Source organism: Paraburkholderia sp. PREW-6R (assembly GCF_039621805.1).
Taxonomy (GTDB): Bacteria; Pseudomonadota; Gammaproteobacteria; order Burkholderiales; family Burkholderiaceae; genus Paraburkholderia.
In genome coordinates this window covers 594,008-620,472 of record NZ_CP155074.1, presented here as the reverse complement: position 1 = coordinate 620,472, position 26,465 = coordinate 594,008, and the positions used below count along the sequence as shown (strand labels likewise).

Sequence of the window (26,465 nt, the reverse complement as noted above, 5' to 3'; positions counted from 1 at the left end):
TGAGCGCGCCCTTTCGAGCCGCGCGATCTTGCATGCGCGCTGTCGTCTGCCGCCTGCGGTCTGCTGCATGCCGCTCGTCGGTTGTCGTTTGTCGCTTGTCGCTTGCCGCTTGCCGCTTGTCGCTTGTCGCTTGCCGCTTGACGGAATGATCGAACGGCCCGCCCTTTAACCACGCGCACTACCCTGCTGGCTTGACGCTGTGCGTCCGGCCGCAACATTGTGCCGCGCTGTGTTTAACGTTGTTCATGCCACGTACCGTGGGGAACACACACGTCTATTCGTTATGCGAAACAAACCCCTGGTCGGTATTAGCGCCGACAGAACCATGATGGGAGTCCATCCGTCGCACGTGGTCGGTGAGAAATACATCACCGCGATCGTCGACGGTTCGCAGGCGCTGGCCATGCTCCTGCCCGCGCTCGGCGAGCGTCAGTCCGCGGAGGATGTGCTGGCGAGCGTCGACGGCCTGCTGTTTACCGGCAGCTATTCCAACGTCGAGCCGCGCCATTACGGCGGCCATCCCAGCGCGACGGGCACGCTGCACGACGCCGCTCGCGATGCGACGACGCTGCCGCTGATGCGCGCCGCGATCGCCGCCGGCGTGCCCGTGCTGGCGGTATGCCGGGGCTTTCAGGAAATGAACGTGGTGTTCGGCGGCACGTTGCATCAAAGCGTTCACGCGGTGGCCGGCCTGAACGACCATCGCGAGAACAAGGAAGACGACCTCGACGTGCAGTACGCACCGTCTCATTCGATCACGCTGACACAGGGCGGCTCGTTGCAGCGGCTTGCGGGCGGCGCGAAGGAAGCGCGTGTGAACTCATTGCACGGCCAGGGCGTCGAGCGGTTAGGCGCGGGCCTTATGGCCGAGGCCATTGCGCCGGACGGCCTGATCGAAGCGGTGAGCGTGACAGACGCGCGCGCGTTCGCGCTGGGTGTGCAGTGGCACCCCGAGTGGAAGCACGCGAACGACGCGCTCTCCGCCGCGATCTTCCGCGCGTTCGGCGACGCCTGCCGCGAACGAATGCGCACCAGGGCCGGCTATGGCACGGCATCCGCCGCCGCCACGCATGCCTGAGCCGCTCGCGTACCAAAACAGAGAGAACAACCATGCATGACATCGACGATTTTCTGAAAAAGAACCGCGTCACCGAAATCGAGGCGATCATTCCCGACATGGCCGGGATCGCACGCGGCAAGATCATTCCGCGCAGCAAGTTTGAATCCGGCGAGTCCATGCGTTTGCCGCAAGCGGTAATGATCCAGACTGTCACGGGGGACTATCCGGAAGACGGCACGCTCACCGGCGTGACCGATCCGGACATGGTGTGCGTTCCGGACGCCAGCACGATCCGTATGATTCCGTGGGCCGTCGACCCCACCGCACAGGTGATTCACGACTGCGTGCATTTCGACGGCACACCCGTCGCGATTTCGCCGCGCCGTGTTCTGCGCCGCGTGCTCGAGCTTTATAAAGCCAAGGGCTGGAAGCCAGTCATCGCGCCCGAACTCGAGTTCTATCTGGTCGATATGAACAAAGACCCGGATCTGCCGCTGCAGCCGCCTATTGGCCGGACAGGGCGTCCGGAAACGGGCCGCCAGGCCTATTCGATCGAAGCGGTCAACGAGTTCGATCCACTCTTCGAAGACATCTACGAATACTGCGAGGTGCAGGAACTGGAAGTCGACACGCTGATTCATGAAGTGGGCGCCGCGCAGATGGAAATCAACTTCATGCACGGTGATCCGCTGAAACTCGCGGACAGCGTATTCCTCTTCAAGCGCACGGTGCGTGAGGCCGCGCTGCGTCACAAGATGTACGCCACCTTCATGGCAAAGCCGATGGAAGGCGAACCCGGATCGGCCATGCATATGCACCAAAGCCTGGTCGACGAGGAAAGCGGACACAACCTGTTCACGGGCACCGACGGCAAACCTACGTCGCTGTTTACCGGCTATATCGCCGGACTGCAGAAGTACACGCCGGCCCTCATGCCGATCTTCGCACCGTATATCAATTCGTATCGCAGACTCTCCCGTTTCATGGCCGCGCCGATCAACGTCGCGTGGGGTTACGACAATCGCACCGTGGGCTTTCGTATTCCACACTCGGGGCCGGCCGCGCGCCGTATCGAGAACCGCATTCCCGGTGTGGATTGCAACCCGTATCTGGCAATTGCCGCGACACTCGCCGCCGGCTATCTCGGCATGACGCAAAACCTCGAAGCCACCGAGCCGCTGCTCAGCGACGGTTATGAACTGCCTTACCAGCTGCCGCGCAACCTGGAAGACGGCCTGACGCTCATGGGCGCATGCGAGCCGATCGCGGAAGTACTCGGCGAGAAATTCGTGAAGGCTTATCTCGCGCTCAAGGAAACCGAATACGAAGCATTTTTCCGCGTGATCAGTTCATGGGAACGCCGGCATTTGCTGCTGCACGTGTAACGCGAACGCACAGAACATTGGAGGCAATATGAGTTATAGAACAGAAGAAGTTGCTTATGTGCAGCCGGCCGCTCAGGTGCGCGCCGCATCGGCACACCAGCAGCGCAGTACTGCCGAATACCGCGCGCTCGACGCCGCGCATCATATCCACCCTTTTTCGGATATGGGCTCGCTCAATCGCGCCGGCAGCCGCGTGATCGTGAAAGCGCAGGGCGTGTACCTGTGGGACTCCGAAGGCAACAAGGTTATCGACGGCATGGCAGGGCTGTGGTGCGTCAACGTCGGCTATGGACGGAAGGAACTGGCCGACGCCGCCTACCAGCAGATGCAGGAACTGCCCTACTACAATACCTTCTTCAAGACCACTCACCCGCCGGTCATTGAATTGTCCGCGCTGCTGGCCGAACTGGCGCCGGAACCGTTCAACCATTTCTTTTACTGCAACAGCGGATCGGAAGGCAACGACACCGTACTGCGCATCGTCCACCAATATTGGGCGACGCAGCGAAAACACGCGAAAAAGTACGTCATTTCGCGCAAGAACGGTTATCACGGTTCGACGATCGCGGGCGGCACACTCGGTGGCATGGGTTACATGCATGAGCAGATGCCTTCCAAGGTCGAGCACATCGTACATATCGACCAGCCGTATTTCTTCGGCGAAGCCGAGGGCAACCTGACGCCGGAAGAATTCGCACTGGCGCGTGCGCAGCAACTCGAAGCGAAGATACTGGAGATCGGCGCGGACTACGTGGCCGCCTTTATTGGTGAGCCTTTCCAGGGAGCCGGCGGTGTCATTTTCCCCGCCTCCACTTATTGGCCCGAAATCCAGCGCATCTGCCGCAAATACGACATTCTGCTCGTCGCGGATGAAGTGATCGGCGGTTTCGGGCGAACCGGCGAATGGTTCGCGCATCAACACTTCGGCTTCGAGCCCGACCTGATCACACTCGCGAAAGGGCTGACGAGCGGATATGTGCCGATGGGCGCGGTCGGTCTGCACGACCGCGTGGCTAAAGCGATCATCGAAAACGGCGACTTCAATCACGGCCTCACGTACTCCGGGCATCCGGTAGCGGCCGCGGTGGCCGTGGCGAACCTGACGCTGCTGCGCGACGAAAAAATCGTCGAGCGCGTCAAGACCGATACGGGTCCGTACTTCCAGACGAAGCTGCGCGACACCTTCGCGAATCACCCGATCATCGGTGAGATTTCCGGCGCAGGTCTCGTGGCCGGTTTGCAACTTGCCGAGAGCCCGAAGGCGCGCAAGCGTTTCGCCAATGGCGGCGAGGTCGGCACGATCTGCCGCGACTTCTGCTTCAACGGCAATCTGATCATGCGCGCCACCGGTGACCGGATGCTCCTGTCGCCGCCGCTCGTGATCAACAGGCAAGAGATCGACGAGATCGTTTCAAAGGCCAAAAAGGCCATCGACGCCACGGCACAGCAACTCGGTATTTCGTAACGGCAGTCCGTTCCGGTATGAGCGCACTCCTGAACAACGCTCATGCCGGTTCTTCTTATCAAGGGAAAAACCATGAGCGTTAGTCATTTTCGTCATGCGGTCGCGGGTGCCGCGTTTCTCGCCTTCACCGGTTTTACGGCGCTGTCGGTCACGCCGGCCCTTGCGGCCGACACGGAACTGAACGTGTACAACTGGTCGGACTACATTGCGAAGGACACGATTCCAAACTTCGAAAAGCAGGATGGCATTCACGTCAAATACGACAACTACGATAGCGACGACACGCTGCAAGCCAAACTGCTCGCCGGCAGCTCCGGCTACGACATCGTGGTGCCGACATCGAACTATATGGCCAAGCAGATTCAGGCCGGCGTGTATCAGAAGCTGGACAAATCGAAGCTGCCGAATCTCGCGAATCTCGACCCCGTGCTGATGAAGATGATTGCCGACGCCGATCCGGGCAACCAGTACGGCGTGCCCTGGGCATACGGCACCGACGGTATCGGCTACAACGTGCAGGCCGTGCAGAAAGCGCTCGGCGCCAACGCCCCGGTGGACAGCTGGGCGCTGGTGTTCGATCCCGCCAACCTTTCGAAGCTGAAAAGCTGTGGCGTGTCGATCCTGGATCAGGCGGTCGATGTCTTCGCCGCCACATTGCAGTACATGCACAGAGATCCGAACAGCACGAATCCCGCCGACTACCAGGCCGCATTCGAAGTGCTGAAAAAAATTCGCCCCTATATCACCCAATTCAATTCCTCGGGCTATATCAACGACCTCGCCAACAACGACGTGTGCATCGCGCTTGGCTGGTCCGGCGACGTCGGCATTGCGAGCCGCCGCACCGAAGAAGCCAAACGCTCGTACCAGATCAAGTTCTCCAACGTGAAGGAAGGCGGCCTGCTGTGGTTCGACGTGATGGTGATTCCGAAAGACGCACCGCACCCGGAAGCCGCGCTGAAATGGATCAATTACATTTCGGACCCGAAGGTCAATGCTGCGATCACCAATGAGGTGTTCTACCCGACGGCCAATAAAGCCGCACGCCAGTTCGTCACGCCCGCGGTTGCGAACGACAAAACGGTTTATCCCGGCGACGATGTGCTGAGCAAAATGACGTTAATGAAACCTGTCCCCACGGATATTCTCCGCCTTGAAAACCGTTTGTGGGCCCAGCTCAAAACCGGCCATTAATTATTCGACGCCATGTCGTATTGATCCCGCGTTGAGGGATCGCTCGATCCCTCAACGCACGAACAGTTTTTAACCGCAGTCAGCCTGCGCGCTTGTTCGTGTCCCAACCGGCGCGCAGTCCCATGTTTTTTTCGATCGCAGCGCACGTTGCGAGTCGCCTCATGCGCCTCGCAGGGAGACACTCGCGCCCGCGATTCGCAAGGAATGGCCAGAACATGAACTCGACGACCTCAACAAGCGCAGCCGGCGCCGCCCAGACGGGCCGCCCCGCAGTAGCGACAAAATCGAAACCGGAGGAATTCGTCCGCATCGAAAATGTCGTGAAGAAATTCGGCGACAGCACCGCCGTGGATAACGTCAATCTGAACATTGCAAAGAACGAGCTATTCGCTTTGCTGGGCAGCTCGGGCTGCGGCAAATCCACGCTCCTGCGTATGCTGGCCGGACTCGAAACGGTGACGTCCGGCCGCATTCTGGTGGACGGCGAAGACCTCGCCGCAATGCCGCCGTATAAACGGCCGGTCAACATGATGTTTCAGTCATATGCGCTGTTCCCGCATATGAGCGTGGAAGCGAATATTGCCTTCGGTCTCAAGCAGGAAGGCACGCCGAAGAACGAGATCAAGGAACGCGTCGCCGACGCGCTCGCGCTCGTGCAGATGAGCAGGTACGCACAGCGCAAGCCGCATCAACTGTCGGGCGGCCAGCAGCAGCGTGTGGCGCTCGCCCGTTCGCTTGTCAAGCGCCCCAAGCTGTTGCTGCTCGACGAACCCATGTCGGCGCTCGACAAGAAGATTCGCCAGAAGACCCAGCTCGAACTCGTGAACATCATCGAAAAGGTCGACGTGACCTGCGTGATGGTCACGCACGATCAGGAAGAAGCCATGACGATGGCGGGACGCCTCGCGGTGATGAGCGAAGGCCGTATCGTCCAGATTGGTTCGCCGACCCAGGTCTACGAATTTCCGAATAGCCGCTTTTCCGCCGAATTCATCGGCTCGACCAACCTGTTCGAGGGCACCGTGGTGGCGGACGAGCCGGACCATATCTTCGTCGAAAGCGAGGACCTGGAATCGCGCATCTACGTGAGCCACGGCGTGACCGGTCCGCTCGGCATGCCGGTGGGTATCTCGGTGCGGCCCGAGCGCGTGAAGGTGTCCCTGGTCAAACCGACAACCCCGCATAACTGGGCGCGTGGCGTCGTCTCGGATGTCGCGTACATGGGCAGCTATTCGCTGTATCACGTGCGTCTGCCGAGCGGCAAAACCGTCGTGTCGAATCTGTCCAGTTCGCACCTGATGAGCGAAGGTGCGCCCTCGTATAACGACGACGTGTTCGTCTACTGGTCGCCGGCTAGCGGCGTGGTGCTGACGCAATGAGACATCCCATCCCCTCCTCCGCGGCGCTCGGCGCGCCATCCAGCAACGGCATGGCTGCGTCACTCAAAAGGCGCTTACTGATGCTGCTGCCTTCGGGCCGCACGACTGTGATTGGCGTGCCGTTTCTGTGGCTGACACTGTTCTTCGCGCTGCCGTTCGTGCTCGTGCTGAAAATCAGTTTCGCCGATCTGCGCCTGGGCATTCCGCCCTACACGGATCTCGTGACGATCAAGGACGGCATGGTGCATTTCGCGATGCAGCTAAGCCACTATGCGTTCCTGTTGCAGGACGACCTGTACATCGCGACTTATATCAGCTCGCTAAAAATGGCGGCCGTTTCGACTTTCTTCTGCCTGCTGATCGGCTATCCGATTGCGTACTACATCGCCCGTTCCGAGCCTGCCAGACGCAATTTGCTGATGATGGGCGTGATGCTGCCGTTCTGGACGTCATTCCTGATTCGCGTTTATGCGTGGATCGGCATTCTGAAAGACGACGGCCTGCTCAATCACACGCTCATGTCGATCGGCGTGATTCATTCGCCGCTGCGGCTTTATCACACCGACATCGGCGTGTATATCGGCATGGTCTATTCCTACCTGCCCTTCATGGTGATGCCACTCTATGCGCATCTCGTGAAGATGGACCTGACGCTGCTCGAAGCGGCTTATGACCTCGGCTGCAAACCGTGGACCGCGTTCACACGTATCACGCTGCCGCTATCGAAGAACGGAATCATTGCCGGCAGCCTGCTGGTGTTCATTCCGGCCGTGGGCGAATACGTGATTCCCGAACTGCTCGGCGGCGCCGACACACTGATGATCGGGCGCGTGATGTGGGATGAGTTCTTCAACGACATGGATTGGCCGATGGCATCGGCGGTGACCGTCGCCATGGTTCTGCTGCTGCTCGTGCCAATGGCCGTGTTTCAGTACTACCAGGTCAAGGAACTGGGGGACGCAAAATGATCAAGCCCAATAAAGCGCTTTCCAATAGCGTGCTGACATTCGGGTTTCTGTTCCTGTATATCCCGATCATCAGTCTGATCGTGTACTCCTTTAACGAATCGAAGCTCGTCACGGTCTGGTCCGGCTTCTCGCTCAAGTGGTACGGCGCGCTGCTGCACGACGATGAACTGCTCAGTGCGGCCTGGCTCTCGCTGAAGATTGGCCTGCTCACCGCGTGCGCTTCCGTCGTGATCGGCACATGGGCGGGTTTCGTGCTCGCCCGTTTTGGGCGCTTTCGCGGCTTTACGCTCTTTGCCGGCATGATCAACGCGCCGCTCGTGATTCCTGAGGTCATTCAGGGTATATCGCTCCTCCTGCTGTTCGTCGCACTCGAACAGATGCTCGGCTGGCCGAAGGGCCGCGGCCTCTTCACGATCTGGATCGGCCACGTGATGCTATGCGTGTCCTACGTCGCGATCATCGTGCAGTCACGCGTGAAAGAGTTGAACAAATCGCTGGAAGAAGCCGCACTCGATCTCGGCGCGACGCCCTTCAAGGTGTTCTTTCTGATCACATTGCCGCTGATCTCCCAGGCATTGATGTCGGGCTGGCTGCTCTCCTTCACGCTCTCGTTCGACGATCTGGTGCTCTCCGCGTTCCTCTCCGGTCCGGGCTCGACCACGTTGCCGCTCGTCGTGTTTTCACGCGTGCGTCTCGGACTGAATCCGGAGATGAATGCGCTTGCAACGATCTTCATCACCACGGTGACGATCGGGGTAATCGCCGTGAACCGCTGGATGCAATTGCGCGAGCGCAAGCGCAACCGCGACATGCAGATCGCCTTCGCGCTGGCCGACGCCGCCGACCCTTCGCCTTCCTCACCACAACCAGCCGCCCTTCGGAAACCGCTCGATACGGCGCGCGCATAAGACATCTTTGCAACACGACTAATAAGGAGAATATGAATGAAGAAGAAGCTCATCTGTCTGTTGGTGGCGGGGAGTTTGCCTGGCCTTGCGCTGGCAGATGCCACCAGTGACCAGATCAGGGCGCTCCAGGCCCAGTTGAACGCGCTGCAAAAGGAGGTGAAGCAGTTACGGGCCGAAGTGGCGACGAAGCCCAAGGCGGCAGCCACTGCCGCCACCGCGACAGCGGCACCTGCTCCGGCCGTGGCCGCCGCGCCGGTGGACATTCCCTCGCCGGATTACGGCAAGGCGCAAGCCACGCTGACCAATGACGACGTCACCGCGATGAAGCAGCAGATCGCCAATCAGCAGCTCAAGGTCGATTCACTCGAAGACGCCGCGCAGACGGGACCGATTGCCGGGCTTTCCGTGACCGGCTATATCGATCCGACCTACATCTACAACCGTGCGCAAAGCAGCTCGTCGTTCCTGTTCGCGAACCACGAAAGTGCGTACAACTACTTCAATAGCACGTTCGGCGATCTGTATCTCGACATCAAGAAGACGTTCGGTGTCGGCCCGATGGCGCCTTCCGCCGAAATCACGCTGATGCCGAATCGCGGCAACGGCATTACGCTGCTGCAGAACTCGCATGGCGAGATCGGCAACAACATTCTGAACACCGCCGTGGTCAACGTGCCGATTTCGGCGACTACCACGCTCGTGACCGGCTTGATTCCGAGCTTCGGCGGCTACGAAGTGCAGCAATCTAACCAGATGCTGACACTCACGCATAACCTGCTGTACGACTTCTCGGATCCGGGCAGCTACGTCGGGATCGGCGCCAATTACACGGCCGGCAACTGGGCGTGGAAGTTCTTCCTTGGCAATGAACAGTACCGCACGTATGGCGCGACGACGCAGATTGGCACCAATGCGCTGGGCGATCCGATCACGACAAGCAACAAGATTCCGACCTTCACGGCACGGACCGATTACACATGGTCGAGCGCGCTGGATATCGGCGGGTCGTTCAATATCGGCCGCCAGACGCTTGCGAGCGCGGTCGACGCAAACACAGGCGCCGTTTCTTACGGCGTGGGCGGCCAGTCGCCGAGCGCGGGCGGCACGTTCTTCTTCGGCGAAGCCGATTTGACCTACATGCTCGCCGACGTGCAGTACAACGCGGAAGTCGACTACGGCCAGCAGCAGAACGCGGCGTACAACGGCGGCCAGGCGCAGTGGTACGGCCTCTCGCTGCTGGCGCACCGCAAGTTCAACATGCCGGTGGTGGGCCGCATGGGCGCGACGCTGCGCTATGACCTGCTCGTCGACAGCAAGAACGGCGGCGGCGGTGGCGGCATTGCGCTGAATGGAAACGGCATGGACACCTCCAACGGTTTCGGCATTGGCGCGGACTGTCTCGCCAATTCGAAGGCCAACGGCGGTCTTGGCTTCGAATGCAAGGGCGCAACCCGTCAGGATGTTTCGCTCGACCTGCTGTTCTATCCGACCCAGCAGATCACGGTCAAGGTGGAATACCGCCACGACTGGGCCAACAAACAGGTGTTCCTGAAAAACGACGGTTCGTATGGCAAGTCCAACGACCTGCTCGCAACGCAGTTCATTTACTCGTTCTAATCCGCACCGCCGCACGCGTGGCCTCATGCTGAAGAAAGAGGCCACGCCAAAGGCACTTTGCGCCCACCTGCCTATGCTCCGATTCTCGAACCAGCCTCACGTCGCGTCGTATTACGCGGCCACCGCGAATGACACTACCCGGCATGCGCCGCTCGACACTACGCTCGATGTCGACGTCTGCGTGATCGGCGCCGGCCTCACCGGCATCTCCGCCGCGCTCAACCTCGCGGAACGCGGCTACTCAGTGGCCGTACTGGAGGCGTCGAAAGTGGGATGGGCGGCAAGCGGTCGCAACGGCGGCCAGTTGATCGGCGGTTTCGCATGCGACATCGACACGTTTTCAAAGTACATGTCGGCCGACGACGTGAAGCGCATCTGGGACATGGGCATCGAAACACTGGACATTGTCAGGGAGCGCGTTGCGAAGCACCGTATCGAATGCGATCTGACGATCGGCTATCTGACCGCCGCCAATAAACCGCGCGATGTGAGCGCGCTGCAAAAATGGCGTGACGAAGCGCAGCATCGCTTTGGCTATGACCGTTTCAGCTTTATCGACGCGGACGGCGTCGGCAACTACGTTCAGTCCCAGCGCTACCTGGGCGGCCTGTTCGACGCGGACAGCGGCCACCTGCATCCGCTGAATTACACGCTTGGCCTTGCCCGCGCCGCACGAGAAGCGGGCGTGCGGATTTTCGAAGATAGTTGCGTGACCGCACTGCGAGAAGAAAGCGGCCGGCATGTCGCGCAAACTGCGCGCGGCCAGGTAAAAGCAGGCTTCGTCGTGCTCGCGTGCAACACGTATCTCGGTCGCCTCGCACCGGATATCGCGAGCAAGATCATGCCCGTGGGCACCTACGTCATCGCGACTGAACCGCTCGACGCGGATCGCGCCGAAGCACTGATGCCGGCGAAAGCTGCCGTGTGCGATAGTCGTTTCGTGCTCGATTATTTCCGGCCCTCGCCCGACAATCGTTTGCTGTGGGGCGGCAAGGTCAGCTATTCGACCTTCGCGCCGCGCAATCTGGGTGAAGCGATGCGCCGCGATATGCTCAAAACATTCCCGCAACTCCACGATGTCAAAATCGACTATGCGTGGGGCGGCTTCGTGGACATCACGATGAATCGCGCGCCGCATTTCGGCCGGCTGTCCCCTACGGTATATTTTGCGCAAGGCTTCTCTGGACACGGCGTGAACACTACGGGACTTGCCGGCAAGCTGATCGCCGAGGCAATTCATGGTCAGGCATCGCGCTTCGATCTGTTCGGCAAGATCCGTCACCGTGATTTTCCTGGCGGCGCAGCGTTGCGCACGCCCGCCCTCGTACTCGCCATGGCCTGGTATCGGATGAAGGACCTGCTTTGATGAATGCCCCGACTTTCGCTTTCAACACACTCGACCAGCGCGCCAACGCGCTGATCGCCAACTCCTACTACGAAGCGAGTGTCACGCGTCCGCTTGCGGACGACCCGGCGCTCGATACCGCGATCGACGCAGATGTTTGCGTGATCGGCGCGGGATTCGCCGGCTTGTCGGTGGCGCTGGAATGCCGTGCTCGCGGGCTCTCGGTGGTCGTGCTCGACGCTCACCGTCCAGGCTGGGGCGCATCCGGACGCAATGGCGGGCAGACGCTCGTCGGTTTCGCAAAAGACGAGATCATCGAACGGCAACTCGGGCTGGAGGGAGCGCGCGCCGCGTGGGCGATGTCGATAGAAGGCGTGGCGCTCGTGCGGGAACGCATCGAACGCTATCGAATTCAATGCGATTTCACGCCAGGCTATCTGACCGTCGCCACCCGTCCCAAACGTGTGCCGGATCTGCGGGCGTGGATGGAATCGGCATCGCAACGCTGGGGGTATGACAGGCTTTCATGGCTCGACACCGATGCAATTCGCTCCCGCGTGGCGTCCGGGCGTTATCTCGCCGGCGTCTACGATCCTTTTTCCGGGCACCTGCACCCGCTCAAATACTGTCTCGGTCTCGCCGACGCGGCGCGCCGCGAGGGTGTGCAACTCTTCGCGAATTCGCCGGTAATCGAGGTCGTGCGCGGCGGCCGCCCCGTCGTTCAAACGCCGGACGGTGAGGTGCGCTGCCGTTTTGTCGTTGTGTGCGGCAACGCCACTATCGGCAACGTACTGCCCGCGCCGGTCGCTGCACGCATTGCGCCGATCGCGTCGTACATCGTCGCCACGCAACCGCTTGGCGCCGCGCGCGCCAATGCATTGATTACACGTCGCGAGGCAATCTGCGATAACAATTTCTTTCTCGACTACTTCCGTCTGTCGGCCGATCACCGGTTGCTGTTCGGCGGGCGCGCGAGTTCTACCGGCGCGTCGCCCGCACAACTCGCACAGGCCATTCGCGAGCGAATGGTGGGTGTTTTTCCTCAACTCGCGGATGTGAAAATCGATTATGCATGGGGCGGTTTTGTCGACGTAACGCGCAATCGCGCGCCCGATTTCGGGTTGATCGACCCGAACTACTTCTACGTGCAAGGCTTTTCAGGGCACGGCGTGGCGCTGACGGGTATCGCGGGGCGCGTGGTCGCCAAAGCGATCGCGGGACAAACGGCGGCCTTCGACCTGTTCGCCCAACTTCGTCATGCGCGTTTTCCGGGCGGACCGGCATTGCGCCGGCCAGCGCTCGAATTAGGCATGATGTATCACCGGCTTCTAGAACTGTTCTAATACCTGTGGCGGCGGCTACTCCTGCTGCAACCCGGCAGACGGCTGTACTATTGCGTACCATCGACATCATACTGTCACACCTGACTGTCGCCTGGCATGAAGAGGAGCCGCCTATGAATACGCAACTCACCCCCGAATTCGCGTCCAGATTCGCGAACCTGGCGCTGGCCCACCTCACGCGCGAGTATCCGAACAAGCTGACCCACTCGCTTGCCGGCCCGCAGGACGTGCAAGGTCCGCGCGCGCTGCATCCGATTTTTTACGGCAGCTATGACTGGCATTCCTGCGTGCACGGTTACTGGTTGATTCTGCATCTACTCGAGCGCTTTCCGGATTTGCCCGAGGCGCCGCGCATTGTCGCCGTCGTGGACGAGCATTTCACCGAGGCCAACGTGGCCGGTGAAGTCGCCTATCTGGATCTGCCGCATAACCGCGGCTTCGAGCGGCCTTACGGATGGGCATGGCTGCTCGCGCTCAGTGCGCAGCTCGATGCGCTGAAGCTGTCCGATGCGGCGCGCTGGTCCAAGACTTTCGCGCCGCTTACCGATGTGTTTGTTGAACGCTTCGAGGATTTTTTGCCGAAGGCGACGTATCCGCTGCGGGTCGGCACGCACTTCAATATGGCATTTGCGCTGGCGTTGACACTGGATTTCGCGCGCCAGAAGTCGCGTGAATCGCTCGAAGCATTGGTGGTCAACACCGCCGAACGCTGGTTTCTGAACGACGTAGGATGCCAGGCATGGGAGCCGGCCGGCGACGAGTTCCTGTCACCTTCGCTGATGGAGGCGGAACTGATGCGCCGCGTGTTGCCGCCCGCGCAATTCGTCGACTGGTTCGGCCGCTTTCTGCCTGAACTCGGCGCGAAGAAACCTGCCACGCTCTTTGAACCCGTTACCGTGACGGATCGCACGGACGGCAAGATTGCTCATCTCGACGGATTGAATCTGAGCCGCGCATGGTGCCAGCGGTCGCTGGCGCGCGCGCTGCCGGCAGGCGACTGCCGCCGTGCGGCGCTATTCGATGCGGCGGAGCGTCACTTGCATAGCGCTCTCCCTCACGTGGCCGGCGATTACATGGGCGAGCACTGGCTCGGCACGTTTGCCACACTCGCGCTCGAAGCTTGATGTGCGCCAGCGTTGCCACCGCGTTGCACCGCATCGAGCCGCGGCACACGACCTGAAATAAAGCCGGCGTCTTTCAATCCGCCGGCTTCAATGCACCTTACTGCGCAGTCAGCTTTTTAGGCTTCGGCGGCGATTGAACCTTGTTGTACTGAAACTCCGGCGTGGCCTTCAGCGCATCTTTCGTTGCGCCCGCCAGATAGAAATTGCCCGAGCGTACATCCAGTGCAGCGATCGGCACGGCTACGTCGTGTGACGCAACACCGAGAAATCCGCCGGCCGAAACGATGGCCGCCGAAAGCGAACCGTCCGGCGCTACCACGAGGTCGCGAATGGCACCGATTTTTTCGTTCTTGTCGTTATAGACGGCTTTGCCGAGGATGCTCTTCTTGACGCTCCAGCCGCTCAGCAGCGCATTGGACTGCTCGACCGTAACGCTTAGCGGCTGCGTCCCCGCGACTTGCGCATGCGCGCCCACACTCGCTGCCGCCACCGCGACTGCCACAAGAAGTTTGCCCAAAGTCATATCTTTCACTCCGCTATTAGAAGAATTGGAAGACCGCTATTAGAAAACTGCACGGCGCGTTGGCTTGCGCCGGATAATTGCTGCAGCACGATCATACAGATTGCGCGGCGCAGTTGCATCCGCATGCCGGGTCGTCGGCGTTAAAATCGCGGTTAGCGATCACGCTGCGTTTAGAGGTGGAAGTTTGGCTGAGCTCGAACAGGGTTTTATCTTGACCCGACATTGGCGCGATACGCCCGCGGGTACGGAAGTGGATTTCTGGCTGGCGACCCGTCATGGGCCGCGTCACGTTCGTCTGCGGCCGCAGCCTTCGGTGGCGTTCATTCCCGTTGAACACCGCGAACGCGCGGAAACAATTCTGCGCCGCGAAGCACCGCTCGATTTGCGCCCGCTTGAACTGTGCGACTTCCGGCATCGTCCGGTGATGGGTCTTTACTGCAAGCAGTATCGCCAGCTTACTGGCTTTGAAAAGCGTCTGAAGCAAGGCGGCGTCGACATTTACGAAGCCGATGTTCTGCCGCCGGAACGCTACATGATGGAGCGTTTCATTACCGCGCCCGTGCTCTTCACTGGCGACGAGCAAACACACGGCCCCCTTCTTGACGCCGAATTGAAACCCGCGGCGGATTACCGGCCAGCATTAAAGCTCGTGTCGCTCGATATCGAAACGAGCGCGCATGCCGAACTCTATTCGATCGCGCTCGAAGGGTGCGGACAGCGGCAGGTGTATATGCTCGGGCCGCCGAATGGCGACGCCCGAGGTCTCGACTTCGACCTCGAATACTGCGAAACCCGCGCCCAATTGCTCGAAAAGCTGATTGCGTGGATCGAGCGGTACGATCCTGATGCGATTATCGGCTGGAATGTGGTGCAGTTCGATTTGCGCGTGTTGCATCAGCACGCTGAACAATATCGCGTTCCGTTGCGGCTCGGGCGCGGTGGCGCACTGATGGAATGGCGCGAACACGGTCTGAAGCAGAATCATTATTTCGCGGGCATCGCAGGACGTCTGATCATCGACGGCATCGAGGCGCTTCGTTCGGCCACGTGGAGTTTTCCGTCATTCAGTCTCGAATACGTCTCGCGTTCCGTACTGGGCGAAGGCAAGGCGATCGACAACCCCTATCAGCGCATGGATGAAATCCAGCGCCGTTTCGACGAAGACAAGCCGGCGCTCGCCACCTATAACCTCAAGGATTGCGAACTGGTCACGCGCATTTTCGCCAGAACCGAATTGCTGCCGTTCTTGCTCGAACGCGCCACGGTGACAGGGCTGTCCGTGGATCGAAGCGGCGGATCAGTGGCGGCTTTTACGCATCTGTATATGCCGCGTATGCATCGGCAGGGCTACATTGCACCCAATCTCGGCGACGTCGCCGGCGCGGCCAGTCCGGGCGGCTTCGTCATGGATTCACGCCCCGGTCTGTACGACTCCGTGCTGGTGCTCGACTACAAGAGCCTGTACCCGTCGATCATCCGCACGTTTCTGATCGACCCGGTCGGCCTCGTGGAAGGCATGCTGCATCCCGGCGACGACGAGTCCGTGCCCGGCTTTCTCGGCGCGCGCTTCTCGCGCAGCCGACATTGCCTGCCCTCGATCGTGGGGCAGGTCTGGCAAGGGCGCGAAACGGCCAAGCGTGAGCACAACAAGCCGCTCTCGCAGGCGCTGAAAATCATCATGAACGCGTTCTACGGCGTGCTCGGTTCCACCGGCTGCCGCTTTTTCGATCCGCGCCTTGCGTCGTCGATCACCCTGCGCGGCCACGAAATCATGCACACCACGCGTGAACTGATCGAGGCGCAAGGGTATGAAGTAATTTACGGAGATACGGATTCTACTTTCGTGTGGCTGAAACACGCGCATGACGAAGATGGCGCCGCCCGCATCGGCCGCGCGCTGGTAGACCATATCAACGCATGGTGGAAAGAGAGTCTGCGCGCGCGCTTTAACCTTGATAGCGCACTCGAACTGCAATTCGAGCGACACTACCGGCGCTTTTTCATGCCCACCATTCGCGGCGCGGAGGAAGGCAGCAAGAAACGCTACGCGGGTCTGACAATGTTGCCGGACGGCAGCGAAGACATCGTCTACAAGGGGCTCGAAACGGTACGCACCGACTGGACACCCCTTGCACAGCAATTCCAGCAGGAACTGTATGGCCGCATTTTCCGGGGGCAACCGTATCAGGACTATGTGCGCGACTATGTGCGAGACACGATCGACGGCAAGCGCGACGAGCAACTCGTGTACCGCAAGCGGCTGCGCAGACCACTCACCGATTACGAGCGCAACGTGCCGCCGCATGTGCGCGCCGCGCGCGTCGCCGACGAATTCAACCGCCAGCAGGGTCGGCCGCTGCAGTATCAGAATGGCGGCTGGATCAGCTATGTCATGACGATCGCGGGCCCTGAGCCACTCGAAACACTGCGTTCCGCGATCGACTACGATCACTATCTGACGCGTCAATTGCAGCCTATCGCGGATGCGATCCTGCCATTGCTGCGCGACGACTTCACGACGCTGGTGTCAGGGCAAAAGCAGTTGTTCTGACACGGTGCTAGCATTGAGCCGGCGTGTACAAACGTCCAGACGGAACCATGGAGTCGCGAGTTGGAAACAGTACGTCAGCACGGTGAAACGGCGCATGCCAGCACTGCAGACCGCATTTTCACGGACGGTGCGCTCAGTATCGGTCTGACATTGCCGCTGCTGCGCGCCGACACGGCCGTCGCCGATTTCACCGAACAGGTCCTGCTCGCTGAACGCGCCGACCGTCACGCATTCCGCGCGTTATGGGTACGCGACGTGCCGCTGAACAGCCCCGATTATCCCGACCCGGTAGGACATCTCGACCCGTGGGTGCTGCTTGGCGCACTCGCCGACCGGACCCGCCGCATCGCGTTGATCAGCGGCGCAATCGTGCTCACGCTGCGGCATCCGCTGCATATTGCCAAGGCTGCGCGCTCCGTCGATACGCTAAGCGGCGGCCGGTTCATTCTTGGTCTCGGGTCCGGCGATCGTCCGCCGGAGTATGCCGCTTTCGGCCGCAACGCCGATGAACGGCGCGAACTCTATCGCAATCACTGGGAGACGGTGGCCGCCGCGTTGGGCAGTCCGTCGCGCGTCATTCCCGATCAATCGCCCGAGGGTGCGCCCGAATTCCGTCTGCTGCCTGCAAGCGAGCGCGCCGTGCCGATGCTTGCGGTAGGTTCAGGCGGCCAGAGTGTCGACTGGATCGCGCGCCATTCGCTCGGCTGGATGACCTACCATCGCGAGCCCGACGCTCAGCGGGCCCGCTACAGCATGTGGCGCGCGGCCGTGGCGCGTGCCGCGCCCGGTGCGTTTCGCGCTTTCGGCGTGGCAATGCGCGTCGAGCTCAGCAGCGATCCGCACGAGCCGGCCCAGCCCGTGACGTTGGGCTATCGCACCGGCCGGCACGCGTTGATCGACATTCTCGGCGCGATGCGCGCGGACGGGACACACCACGTGACGTTCAATCTGGCGTCGCAACGGCCTGTCAGCGAGGTGATCGACGAGCTGGCGAGCGAAGTATTGCCTCATTTTCATGACGGCCAGCCGGACTAAAACGCGAGGCGGTGACGTTATGTGCGCACACAACCTTCTGGTTGCCCTTACGTATTACCGCGCAGCTGCCGGCTCGGTCGCATCTGCGTGTACCGGTCGTGAAGCCGCGGTGTCCCGATAATTCGCAAACTTCGACGTCTTGCCAATGCCGGGATTGAAACAGTTGCACGGATCGAGTTCCCGATAGAACGCAGCGTGCTGCGGCGTCGCTTCGTATAGATGGCCCACGTTGTGTTCGGCGGGATACGCGGCGCCGCGCACGTCGAGCAGTTCGAGCATCGCGTGTTCGAGCGCAACGCAGTCATTACCCTTTGCGACGATGTAGTCCTGGTGAAACACGTGACACAGGAAGTGTCCGTAGTACAGCTTTCGCATGATCGGCCGCTCGATTTCTTCCGGCAACCGTTCGAACCAGTCGCGGTCATTGCGCCGCAGCGCAATGTCAAGCGCGACGATGTCTTCCACCTCGCGGTGATGGACCGCCCGGTAACGCACGGCGGCACTCGCCGCGGCGAAGCGATGCAAAAAAGCCTTGCGGCCCTCTTCGTCCGTGCATTCGAAATATGCGCCGCCCGACTGCGCAAATCGCCCGGCCAGAAATGCACGCACTTCTTCAATGCCGGCCGCCGGGACTTTCAGCATCAGGTGATGTTCGTACTGGTCACGCCAGATGTTCAGTCGCTGAGGCAGATGTTCCGGAAGACGCTCGCTGACCCATTGCAGCGCGCGATCCGTCAGATGTCTGGGCAAGAAACGCAGGCGCTCGAACCACGCGTCGGCTCGTGTTTTCAGGTTGAAGAACGCCGGCAGGCGAGTCGTGCCGAACCTGTCGATGATGACGAACAGGTCCTTGCCGTATTGCTTCGCAATGTCGAATGCGTCGCGGTGCATGTATTCGCCGGCAATGGGCAGGTGCGTGAAATGCGCCAGCGCGTGGCGGCGAATATCGGTCAGCACACTCGTGTCATTGGTGCCGATATAGAACACCTTCGCGCCCTGCTCAGCCGCGAATGTATCGAGACGCACGGCAAATACCATTACCTTGCCGGCACAACCCGACGCTTCGAAGAGCCGCCGGGGATCGGCATTGAAGCGCGCGGGCGTGGCGGCATCGATATCACGTACATGCGTGGCGTATTCACGATCCGACGCCGCCGCGCCGTCGCGCACGTCCGCCGCACTGAACGTACCGGCCTCCACGCGCGACAGGATTGCTTCCGGTGTGGCGCCGAGTTCGATACCCAGATGATTGACGAGGCGCAGCGTGCCCGACGCGTCGACGGCGGCGAACAGTGCCATTTCCGTGTAAGCCGGTCCGCGATGCACGAGCGAGCCGCCCGAGTTGTTGCTGATTCCGCCCAGCACCGATGCGCCAATGCATGACGAACCAATAACCGAATGTGGCTCGCGTCCAAGCGGCTTGAGCGTGCGTTCGAGTTGATCGAGCGTCGTCCCGCCGATGCAGACCACCTGGCGGCCGCCGTCGATCAGATGCACGCGCCGGATGCGTGTGGTGCTGATAATGACGACGTCGCGGTCGTAGTCGTTGCCATCCGGCGTCGAACCGCCGGTCAAACCGGTGTTCGACGCCTGCGTGATGACGATCGTGCGCGCGGCAACACAGGCGGCGAGGATGTGCCACTGTTCGACCAGCGTGCCGGGCCGCACCACCGCAAGCACGCGGCCTGTGCCGAAGCGATAACCCGTGCGGTAGCGCCGCGTCTGCGCATCGCTCGTCAATACGTTGCGCGGGCCGACGATATTGCTGAGAGACGCGAGCAACGTCTCGCGCGCGCCTTTGAGTGGGGTGGCGGAATGGGCAATATCGGACATGGTGGTCTCCGGTCGCAGTCAGACCTGCGCAGACATGGCGGAAAATAAGCACCTTTGTAGCGCTGCTCGTTTCCGATCACGCAGCGCCCACGCCGCGTGATCGTCCCGCCGGATTTCATGCTCGCATTGTTGCTCGCCATCTGGAGGCTGTCGAGGCACGATCGCAGTGGTCCTACCAGTTATTGCGATCGCGCTGACATCGGCGCTAGCGCCGTTGAACAGCGACGCAGCCGCCGACGCACAACGATCACGCATGTCAGCGGGTTGGCGTGCGTCAGTCCCAGCCGTTCAGCCGCAGCGTCGCACGGACCAGACGCTGCTCCTCCGCCTCGATTTCCCGCAGACAGGCCGTAGCCGACGCGATGTGCACGCTCGCCGCCTTCTTCGCCTGCTCCGGTTGCCTGCCGGTCACGGCCTTGTAAAGCCGGGCGTGCTGCCTGTCGATCACACGCTTTTCCGTTTCGCGGTGGTACAGATTGTTGACGGATGCGAACACCGAACTCAGCAGCAGATCGGTCAGCGAACTGAGTGTGTGCACGAGCACAGGGTTATGCGACGCTTCACAGATGGCGAGATGGAAAGCGTGGTCGAGCCGCGCGCGTTCCGAGGTGTCCATGTCGCTCTGGTCGGCTGCGACCATCTGCTCGTAGCGGCGAGTAATCAGTGCGTAATCCGCCTGCGTGCCGCGCAGCGCGGCGAGACGCGCCGATTCGGCTTCGAGCAGTTCACGCACTTCGAAAATGTCGTACAGGGTTCTTGGCTGAGAGCCGAGGAGATGCATCATCGGCGTGAGCGCCGGTTGCGTGGTCAGCGCGGCGACGAACGATCCACGCCCATGTTCGGTGTCGATGATCCCCCGTGCGCGCAGCACCTTCAGCCCTTCCCGCAACGCCGATCGCGACACGCCCAGCTTGACCATCAGACGACGCTCGGACGGCAGTGCCTGGCCCGGCTTCAGCACGCCGTCGACAATCAGGCTCTCGACGCGCTCAGCCACTACGTCGGCGACTTTTAACGCCTTGTCCGGATTGTCTTTCTGCATGCATTGCCTCGCTGGTCCGACCACTTTCACCATATCGCCGCTGACGATGCTAGCGTAATGTGGTGCACAGTGCAGCGTGGCCCGCAGGCTTTGAAAATCAAAAAGGCCGCTGCCCGTCAGAGCAGCGGCCCATCACGCGACAAGTGAACGAGACTTACTGACCCGTCGCTGCCGGCGACACGACACTCGGCCTTGCCAGCGTGTTGTTACTCTTGGGTGCACTGTTGGTGGTCGACGTACCGGTCGTGTTGCTAGGCAAGCCTGAATTCGGCGCCATGTTGCTCATGCCGCTGTCGGAGTTGGTGTTGGTTGGATTACCGTAGCCAGCCGTGCCACTGTTCCCCTGGTTTGCCTGATTAGCCGGGCCAGCCGTGCTGCCCTGCGAGCCACTTCCGCTCGAACCTCCGGCCGATTGCGCGTAGGCGCCGCCAGAGAGTGCGAGTGCGGCGAGGGCCGCGATTAATGTGCTGGTTGCCTTGCTCATGACCTGTCCCTCCTTATCGAACTGAAAGATAGACACAGACGGTCTTCGCCTGCTTGACAAGGATTTGAGCAACCGGCGTGCCGCCGCGCGTCGCTGACCAAGGTGGCTTTGTGCGCTGCAGCGAACCGTTTCCGTCCCCCTTAATGTCATTTAGCGAAACACTTACACACGCTGGACATGACGGCCAATTCAGTGCTTGCTGTGGCGCACAGCGGCAAGACAATCCGAGATTTGTTACTTTGAAATCTTTTCCAGCTCAAGTCCGTTTGTACGCGGCCCCATCAATCCAATCGCCGCCATGACAATGAGCATTGCGCCGGCAATAAAAATAAATACGCCCACCGTGCCGAATTGCTTCAAGACTTCCGCGATCAAGAAAGCCGTGAAAATGGCCGAGAAACGGCTCCATGAATAGACAAAGCCCACCGCACGCGCACGGATACTGGTCGGAAAAAGCTCTGCCTGGTATGCATGAAAGCTGTACGAAATGATGTTGCCTGCGAGCGTCAGACACACGCCCAATGTCACCAGCAACACTGCGCCCGATGCTTTGCTGAACCAGAGGCCGCACACGATATTCACACCTGCCATCACGACGATGACTGTCTTGCGCTCGAAGCGGTCGCCGATAAAAAGGCCGATCACCGGTCCAAGCGGCGCGGCGAGCGCGATCACACTCGAGTACATCAGACTCGTGGTGATCGTGATGCCCTGCTTGATCAACAGCGTGGGCACCCAGTTGGCAAAGCCATAGAAGCCGACCGTCTGAAACACGTTGAAGATACTCATCATCAGCGTGCGGCTGCGATAGGGCGGCACCCACATATCGCGGAAGCTGCCCCGCGGCGCAACCGGCACTGGCGGTGCGGGCGGCGGCAACTCGCGGCCGTATTCGCTGCGCACCTTCGCCTCCAGCGCGCTCATCACCTGGTCGGCTTCATCGAGACGCCCTTGCTGCGCAAGCCAGCGCGGACTTTCCGGCAATGCGCGCCGGATCCACCAGACAAACACGGCCCCGTGCGCACCGATCACGACGACCCAGCGCCAGCCGTCGATTCCGAACGGCGTGCGCGGCACCAGCAGATAGGACAGAAACGCGACCACGGGTACGGCGGTAAAGCCCACCGCCTGTTCGCATGCAAAGGCGCGCCCGCGAATCTGCTTGGGCACCAGTTCGGAAATGTAAGTGCCGATCGTGACCAGTTCGACACCGATGCCGACTCCCGCAACGAAGCGCCAGAAATTCAAGGCCGTTGCCGACTGCTGAAAGGCCATGATCAGGTTGGCGGCCACGTACCACAGCAACGAATAGGTGAAGACCGCGCGGCGCCCGAACTTATCGGCGAGAAATCCGCATGCGAGCGTGCCGATAAACAAGCCGGCGAACAGTGCGGCGATAAAACTGGCGATGCCGGTCGTGCCGAAGAGGCCATGCGTCGTTGCGGTGAGCAGTCCGCTCTTCACGAGCCCGGGCGCGACATAACCCGAATACAGCAGATCGTAAAGTTCGAAAAAGAAACCCAGGCTTAACAGCGCGACCAGTTTCCACACCGCGCGTGTCGCGGGCAGCCGGTCCAGACGCGCGGAAATGCTGCCGGCGTCGAGCGATATTGTGTTGGCCCTGGTTGCAGACGGTGCACCAATGCCTGTCTCTGCCGCCGCTGAATGCACCGCGCCGCCGCGTTGCGCAACGCGGCCGCCTTGATCGGGAAATGCCATGTGTCGTGTCTCCATGCAGCTTGATCGCTCGAGCCAGTCTCGTGCCGGCCTCTTCGCTCCCGCCGCGCGCCGCAAGTCGCACGTCGAAGGTCACACGCGTCGGGATGCCGGGCCATACGCTCCGGCCAGCATTCTAGCCGTGCGCGCGCTTTAATTGCTCGAAGGTCGTTATTTTTCCAGCTAGCGCGCTCGCCGCTACCGTATAGGGACTTGCCAGCCACACATCGCCCGGACCCGAACGCCCCGGGAAATTGCGGTTGATTGCGCTGATCGTCACGTCGCTCGCATCAGCCGACTGCCCTGGCCCGCAATTCGCGCACGACCCGCATCCGGGCATGACGAGCGTCACGCCCGCGCGTTCGAACACGGGTAAATAGCCTTGTTGCTCGCAATAGGCGCGCACGGCCATCGTGCCGAATTGCAGGAAGAGCCGTGTGCGGTCCGGCACGCGCAGACCATGCTCGACGCCCCAATGCAGCACCTCATGATAGAAATCGAAGTCTTCGCGCTTGCCGGCCGTGCACGATCCGCCGTACGCAATGTCGATCGCCACGTCCTGTTCCAGCCGCGGCGCGGGCATGCCATTGCCGGGGTCGCCGGGTCGCGCGAGCATTGGCTCGATGGCGCTTGCGTCGATTCGGATCGTGTCGCGATACGTCGCGCCGACATCGCTTTTCATCCAGCTTTGCAGCGTGAAATCGACGCCGCGCCGCTCCTTCAGAAACGCCACAGTGCGTTCGTCCGGTTCGACGATGCCGGTGAAGCCACCCAGTTCCGCCACCATGTTGGTCAACGTGGCGCGCTCGTCGATCGACATTGCCCGCACCGCTTCGCCGCCGTATTCGAATACGAGTCCGATCGCGCCGCCCGAGCGGATCGCGTCGAGATGCAGCAGGTGCAACACGACGTCTTTGGCGGTGACGCCGTCGCGCAACGTGCCGTCGATTTCGATCCGCAGTGTTTCCGGCACTTTGCAGCGTACGTAACCCGTAACCCAGCTATTGGCGATTTCCGTTGCGCCCGCACCGAACGCCAGGCAGCCGAGCGCGCCGGAATGCGGCGTGTGCGAATCGGTACCGCACGCCACCTGTCCCGGCAACGCGTATTGCTCGGCCATCAACGCATGACAGATGCCTTCCGAACCCGGCAGGTTGTCGAGCGCTCCGTGCGAGCGCACGGGATAGTCGCGCGCGAACGACGTGTGCCCTTCCATCAGGTTGGCGACACCCGGCAGCAAACCATCGCGCACGTGCGGGATGCTCTGCGCGGCGAGCACCAGATGATCCTGAAACGCAATGATGTGATCCGGCGCATGCAGCGGCGCCGGCTTGCCGAACGCCCGGTGCATCAGATGAGCGCACATGCCCGTGAAGTAGTCGTGACTGAAGCGCCAGTCGGCCGCAATGAACACGCCGTCGCCGCGTTGCGCGCTATCCATGCCCGGATGCAGATGCCGTTCGATGATCTTTTCGACGAGCGTCTTTGGCGGCGCAGCGCCTTGAGCGCTGCTCGTGGTTCGCGTGCGCGGCGCGGGCCAGTCGGCGAATTTGCTGTACGCGAGCAGGCCGCCGCTGCGAATGATCTGCTGCGTGAGCGCGTCGCGGCCTTCGAGAAACTCGTCGATGGGCACGGACTCGCCGGCGATCAGCCGATCGAGCACGGAAAAATTGGTGGTGGTGAGAATGCCAATGTTGTCGCAGTTCTGCTGATAGATGCGCTCGAAACTCTCCGCGACGATCAGCCGGATACCCGCCGACAGTTCAGCAAGCGGACTCGATTCGCGCGACGACCCCTTGCCGTACCGCCTGCCTGCCACCGTGACCTGAAAGCCGCCGTCTTTCACCGCATGACGGCCGACCGGCAAGCGCTCGCCCGCCTTGAAGCCGACATACGGAAACTGGCCGAGGCGCTCGTCGTAAGTCAGCATGACGGTGACTGGCGTGATCTCGTCCGTCGACACGTCATCGCGCAGCGGACCCGCCGTGGCCAGCGTGAAGTTGTCGCCCGCAAGTTGCGCGTCCATCACCGCGGGATTCTGGGACAGATACAGCACGCGACCGTGCAGTCGAATCGTATCGCTCATTGTGCGTTCTCCTTGCGCCTACTATAAAGCGCGCGGGAACAATGCCGAAGTGCCGGTCCGGCAACGCAGACGTCTCGTTTCGCGAGTGCTCCCTGGCGGCGCTGCATCCTGCATGCAACCTGCGCTTTCGCGCGACCACCGCTCGCCTGCCGATCCCACGGATGCGTCGCGCGGCAGACGCCACGCTGCCCGCTACGGCTTGCCGCCGAGAAAGGCGACCAGCGCGGCCGCGCTGGCGCTCAATTGCTCGCGTGACTGAAAGATCATGATGAGGCGTCGCACCGCCCACGCGTCGCTTAGCGAAAGCAGACGCACGTCGAGCGTATTGATGTAGAGCAGGCCGACCTGCTCCGGCACGACTGCGATACCGAGACCCGCATGGACCATCCGGCATAGCGCGTCGAGACTGCTCACGCGAATCTTCACGTCGAGTTGACGGCCGGCACTGCCCGCCTGCTGCACGAGCAACTGCGTGAGCGCGCTTTCGCTGCGCAAGCCGACGAAGCTGTCGCCGAGCAGATCGCTGAACGCCGCGCGTGCGGCATTTGCAAGCCGATGGCTGCCCGGCACCAGCACCGCGAGCCGGTCTTGCCGATAAGGCACCTGTTCAAAAGACTCGCTGCCCGCCACCGCGTTGCAGATGCCGAAATCCGCACCGTGCTCGCCGATGATCCGCAACACTTCGGCACTGTTTTCCTCTTCGAGCTCGATCGACACCTCGGGACACGCGCGCCCGAACGCCGCCACGTCTTCCGGCAAGAACTGCACGATCGACGACAGGTTCGCCACCACCCGCACGCGCCCCTTCGCGCCCGACGAGAGCCGCGACAACGCTGCGCTCATCTGCTCGATGTTGCCGATGATCGCGAGCGCGTAGTGCAGCACGGTCTCGCCGACCGACGTCACCGCAATGCCGCGCGACTGGCGCTGGATCACCGGCAGACCGATCACCGCCTCGATCTCCGCGATCCTTCGGCTGACCGCCGACGACGCAATGAACTCACGCTCCGCCGCACGCGCGATGTTCCGCTCCTGGCAAACGGCCACGAACAGGCGCAGCGACGTCAGGTCGAGTTTTCTGAGGAGGTTTTCCATGGCGGCGTTTCTTGATGGAGTCTCGATTGTGACGTGTGTTCGAAGAATCGCCAAAGGCATGGCGGACCTACTTCAGTGCGTCGGGTAACAAGCGGGTCTGCCTGCACGTCAGCGCTGGAAGAAGAACGGCAAGCCGCTACTGCGCCAAGTACGCCGCCTTTTTATGTCGTCCGCGGGTGCGCCGCCTTACTTTGCTAGCCGCCCCGTGGCTCACCGCAAAACTTCTCATCCACCCAACTTTTTGAACCCGGAAAAGTAGATTTCTTCGGGCTAAGAAATAGCCTATTGTAAAATCACAGAAAGACGCTGGAA

General features: G+C 61.2%; 20 protein-coding genes. 13 read left to right on the top strand and 7 right to left on the bottom strand.

What is annotated here, in order from left to right; genetic code table 11:
- Positions 1 to 283: 283 nt before the first annotated feature.
- From AAGS40_RS18040 to AAGS40_RS17990, 11 genes are all read left to right on the top strand, one after another.
- On the top strand, positions 284 to 1,078 hold the full coding sequence (locus tag AAGS40_RS18040) for a gamma-glutamyl-gamma-aminobutyrate hydrolase family protein (RefSeq protein WP_345816140.1): 795 nt from the start codon (positions 284 to 286) through the stop codon (positions 1,076 to 1,078).
- 32 nt (positions 1,079 to 1,110) lie between these two features.
- A complete protein-coding gene (locus AAGS40_RS18035) occupies positions 1,111 to 2,445 on the top strand; it encodes a glutamine synthetase family protein (protein ID WP_345816139.1) in 1,335 nt (444 codons plus the stop codon).
- Between the two features lie 28 nt (positions 2,446 to 2,473).
- The gene (locus tag AAGS40_RS18030) at positions 2,474 to 3,910 is read left to right on the top strand and encodes an aspartate aminotransferase family protein (RefSeq protein ID WP_345816138.1); all 1,437 of its coding nucleotides are present in this window, start codon (positions 2,474 to 2,476) and stop codon (positions 3,908 to 3,910) included.
- Between the two features lie 72 nt (positions 3,911 to 3,982).
- Positions 3,983 to 5,104, top strand: a complete 1,122-nt coding sequence (locus tag AAGS40_RS18025; RefSeq protein WP_345816137.1) for a polyamine ABC transporter substrate-binding protein — start codon at positions 3,983 to 3,985, stop codon at positions 5,102 to 5,104.
- Between the two features lie 215 nt (positions 5,105 to 5,319).
- Positions 5,320 to 6,483 (top strand): polyamine ABC transporter ATP-binding protein, encoded by a 1,164-nt coding sequence (gene potA, locus AAGS40_RS18020; RefSeq protein ID WP_345816136.1) that lies wholly within the window; start codon positions 5,320 to 5,322, stop codon positions 6,481 to 6,483.
- Positions 6,480 to 7,451, top strand: a complete 972-nt coding sequence (locus AAGS40_RS18015; protein WP_345816135.1) for an ABC transporter permease subunit — start codon at positions 6,480 to 6,482, stop codon at positions 7,449 to 7,451. The genes potA and AAGS40_RS18015 overlap by 4 nt, the downstream gene beginning before the upstream one ends.
- Positions 7,448 to 8,359 carry an ABC transporter permease subunit gene (locus AAGS40_RS18010; protein ID WP_345816134.1) on the top strand — a complete coding sequence of 304 codons (912 nt, stop codon included), beginning with the start codon at positions 7,448 to 7,450 and terminating at the stop codon, positions 8,357 to 8,359. Before AAGS40_RS18015 ends, AAGS40_RS18010 begins: the two co-directional genes overlap by 4 nt.
- 36 nt (positions 8,360 to 8,395) lie before the next feature.
- Positions 8,396 to 9,976: a DUF3138 family protein gene (locus AAGS40_RS18005; RefSeq protein WP_345816133.1), complete on the top strand. Its 1,581-nt coding sequence runs from the start codon at positions 8,396 to 8,398 to the stop codon at positions 9,974 to 9,976.
- Positions 9,977 to 10,049: 73 nt separating this feature from the next.
- Positions 10,050 to 11,342, top strand: a complete 1,293-nt coding sequence (locus AAGS40_RS18000; RefSeq protein ID WP_345816620.1) for an FAD-binding oxidoreductase — start codon at positions 10,050 to 10,052, stop codon at positions 11,340 to 11,342.
- Positions 11,342 to 12,664 (top strand): FAD-binding oxidoreductase, encoded by a 1,323-nt coding sequence (locus AAGS40_RS17995; RefSeq protein WP_345816132.1) that lies wholly within the window; start codon positions 11,342 to 11,344, stop codon positions 12,662 to 12,664. Before AAGS40_RS18000 ends, AAGS40_RS17995 begins: the two co-directional genes overlap by 1 nt.
- A gap of 113 nt (positions 12,665 to 12,777) precedes the next feature.
- A complete protein-coding gene (locus tag AAGS40_RS17990) occupies positions 12,778 to 13,788 on the top strand; it encodes a DUF2891 domain-containing protein (protein ID WP_345816131.1) in 1,011 nt (336 codons plus the stop codon).
- Between the two features lie 97 nt (positions 13,789 to 13,885).
- Here the strand turns inward: AAGS40_RS17990 and AAGS40_RS17985 are convergent, their stop codons facing one another.
- Entirely contained in the window at positions 13,886 to 14,311 is a 426-nt protein-coding gene (locus AAGS40_RS17985) for a PRC-barrel domain-containing protein (RefSeq protein ID WP_345816130.1), read from the bottom strand.
- Between the two features lie 184 nt (positions 14,312 to 14,495).
- Here AAGS40_RS17985 and AAGS40_RS17980 point away from each other — a divergent pair, with 184 nt between their 5' ends.
- The gene (locus AAGS40_RS17980) at positions 14,496 to 16,862 is read left to right on the top strand and encodes a DNA polymerase II (RefSeq protein ID WP_345816129.1); all 2,367 of its coding nucleotides are present in this window, start codon (positions 14,496 to 14,498) and stop codon (positions 16,860 to 16,862) included.
- A gap of 60 nt (positions 16,863 to 16,922) precedes the next feature.
- The gene (locus AAGS40_RS17975; RefSeq protein ID WP_345816128.1) at positions 16,923 to 17,897 is read left to right on the top strand and encodes an LLM class oxidoreductase; all 975 of its coding nucleotides are present in this window, start codon (positions 16,923 to 16,925) and stop codon (positions 17,895 to 17,897) included.
- A 54-nt stretch (positions 17,898 to 17,951) separates the two neighbouring features.
- Here the strand turns inward: AAGS40_RS17975 and dld are convergent, their stop codons facing one another.
- The 6 genes from dld to AAGS40_RS17945 all read right to left on the bottom strand — a co-directional run bounded on the left by dld (position 17,952) and on the right by AAGS40_RS17945 (position 26,153).
- Complete coding sequence (gene dld / locus AAGS40_RS17970) at positions 17,952 to 19,730, bottom strand: D-lactate dehydrogenase (RefSeq protein WP_345816127.1); 1,779 nt, start codon at positions 19,728 to 19,730, stop codon at positions 17,952 to 17,954.
- Positions 19,731 to 20,004: 274 nt separating this feature from the next.
- Positions 20,005 to 20,772 carry a transcriptional regulator GlcC gene (gene glcC / locus AAGS40_RS17965; protein ID WP_345816126.1) on the bottom strand — a complete coding sequence of 256 codons (768 nt, stop codon included), beginning with the start codon at positions 20,770 to 20,772 and terminating at the stop codon, positions 20,005 to 20,007.
- Between the two features lie 154 nt (positions 20,773 to 20,926).
- Entirely contained in the window at positions 20,927 to 21,256 is a 330-nt protein-coding gene (locus AAGS40_RS17960; RefSeq protein ID WP_345816125.1) for a hypothetical protein, read from the bottom strand.
- Between the two features lie 234 nt (positions 21,257 to 21,490).
- Positions 21,491 to 22,975, bottom strand: coding sequence for an MFS transporter (locus AAGS40_RS17955; RefSeq protein ID WP_345816124.1), 1,485 nt, complete (start codon positions 22,973 to 22,975; stop codon positions 21,491 to 21,493).
- Positions 22,976 to 23,108: 133 nt separating this feature from the next.
- A complete protein-coding gene (locus tag AAGS40_RS17950) occupies positions 23,109 to 25,058 on the bottom strand; it encodes an aconitase family protein (RefSeq protein ID WP_345816123.1) in 1,950 nt (649 codons plus the stop codon).
- Positions 25,059 to 25,250: 192 nt separating this feature from the next.
- Complete coding sequence (locus AAGS40_RS17945) at positions 25,251 to 26,153, bottom strand: LysR family transcriptional regulator (protein ID WP_345816122.1); 903 nt, start codon at positions 26,151 to 26,153, stop codon at positions 25,251 to 25,253.
- Positions 26,154 to 26,465 lie beyond the last annotated feature (312 nt).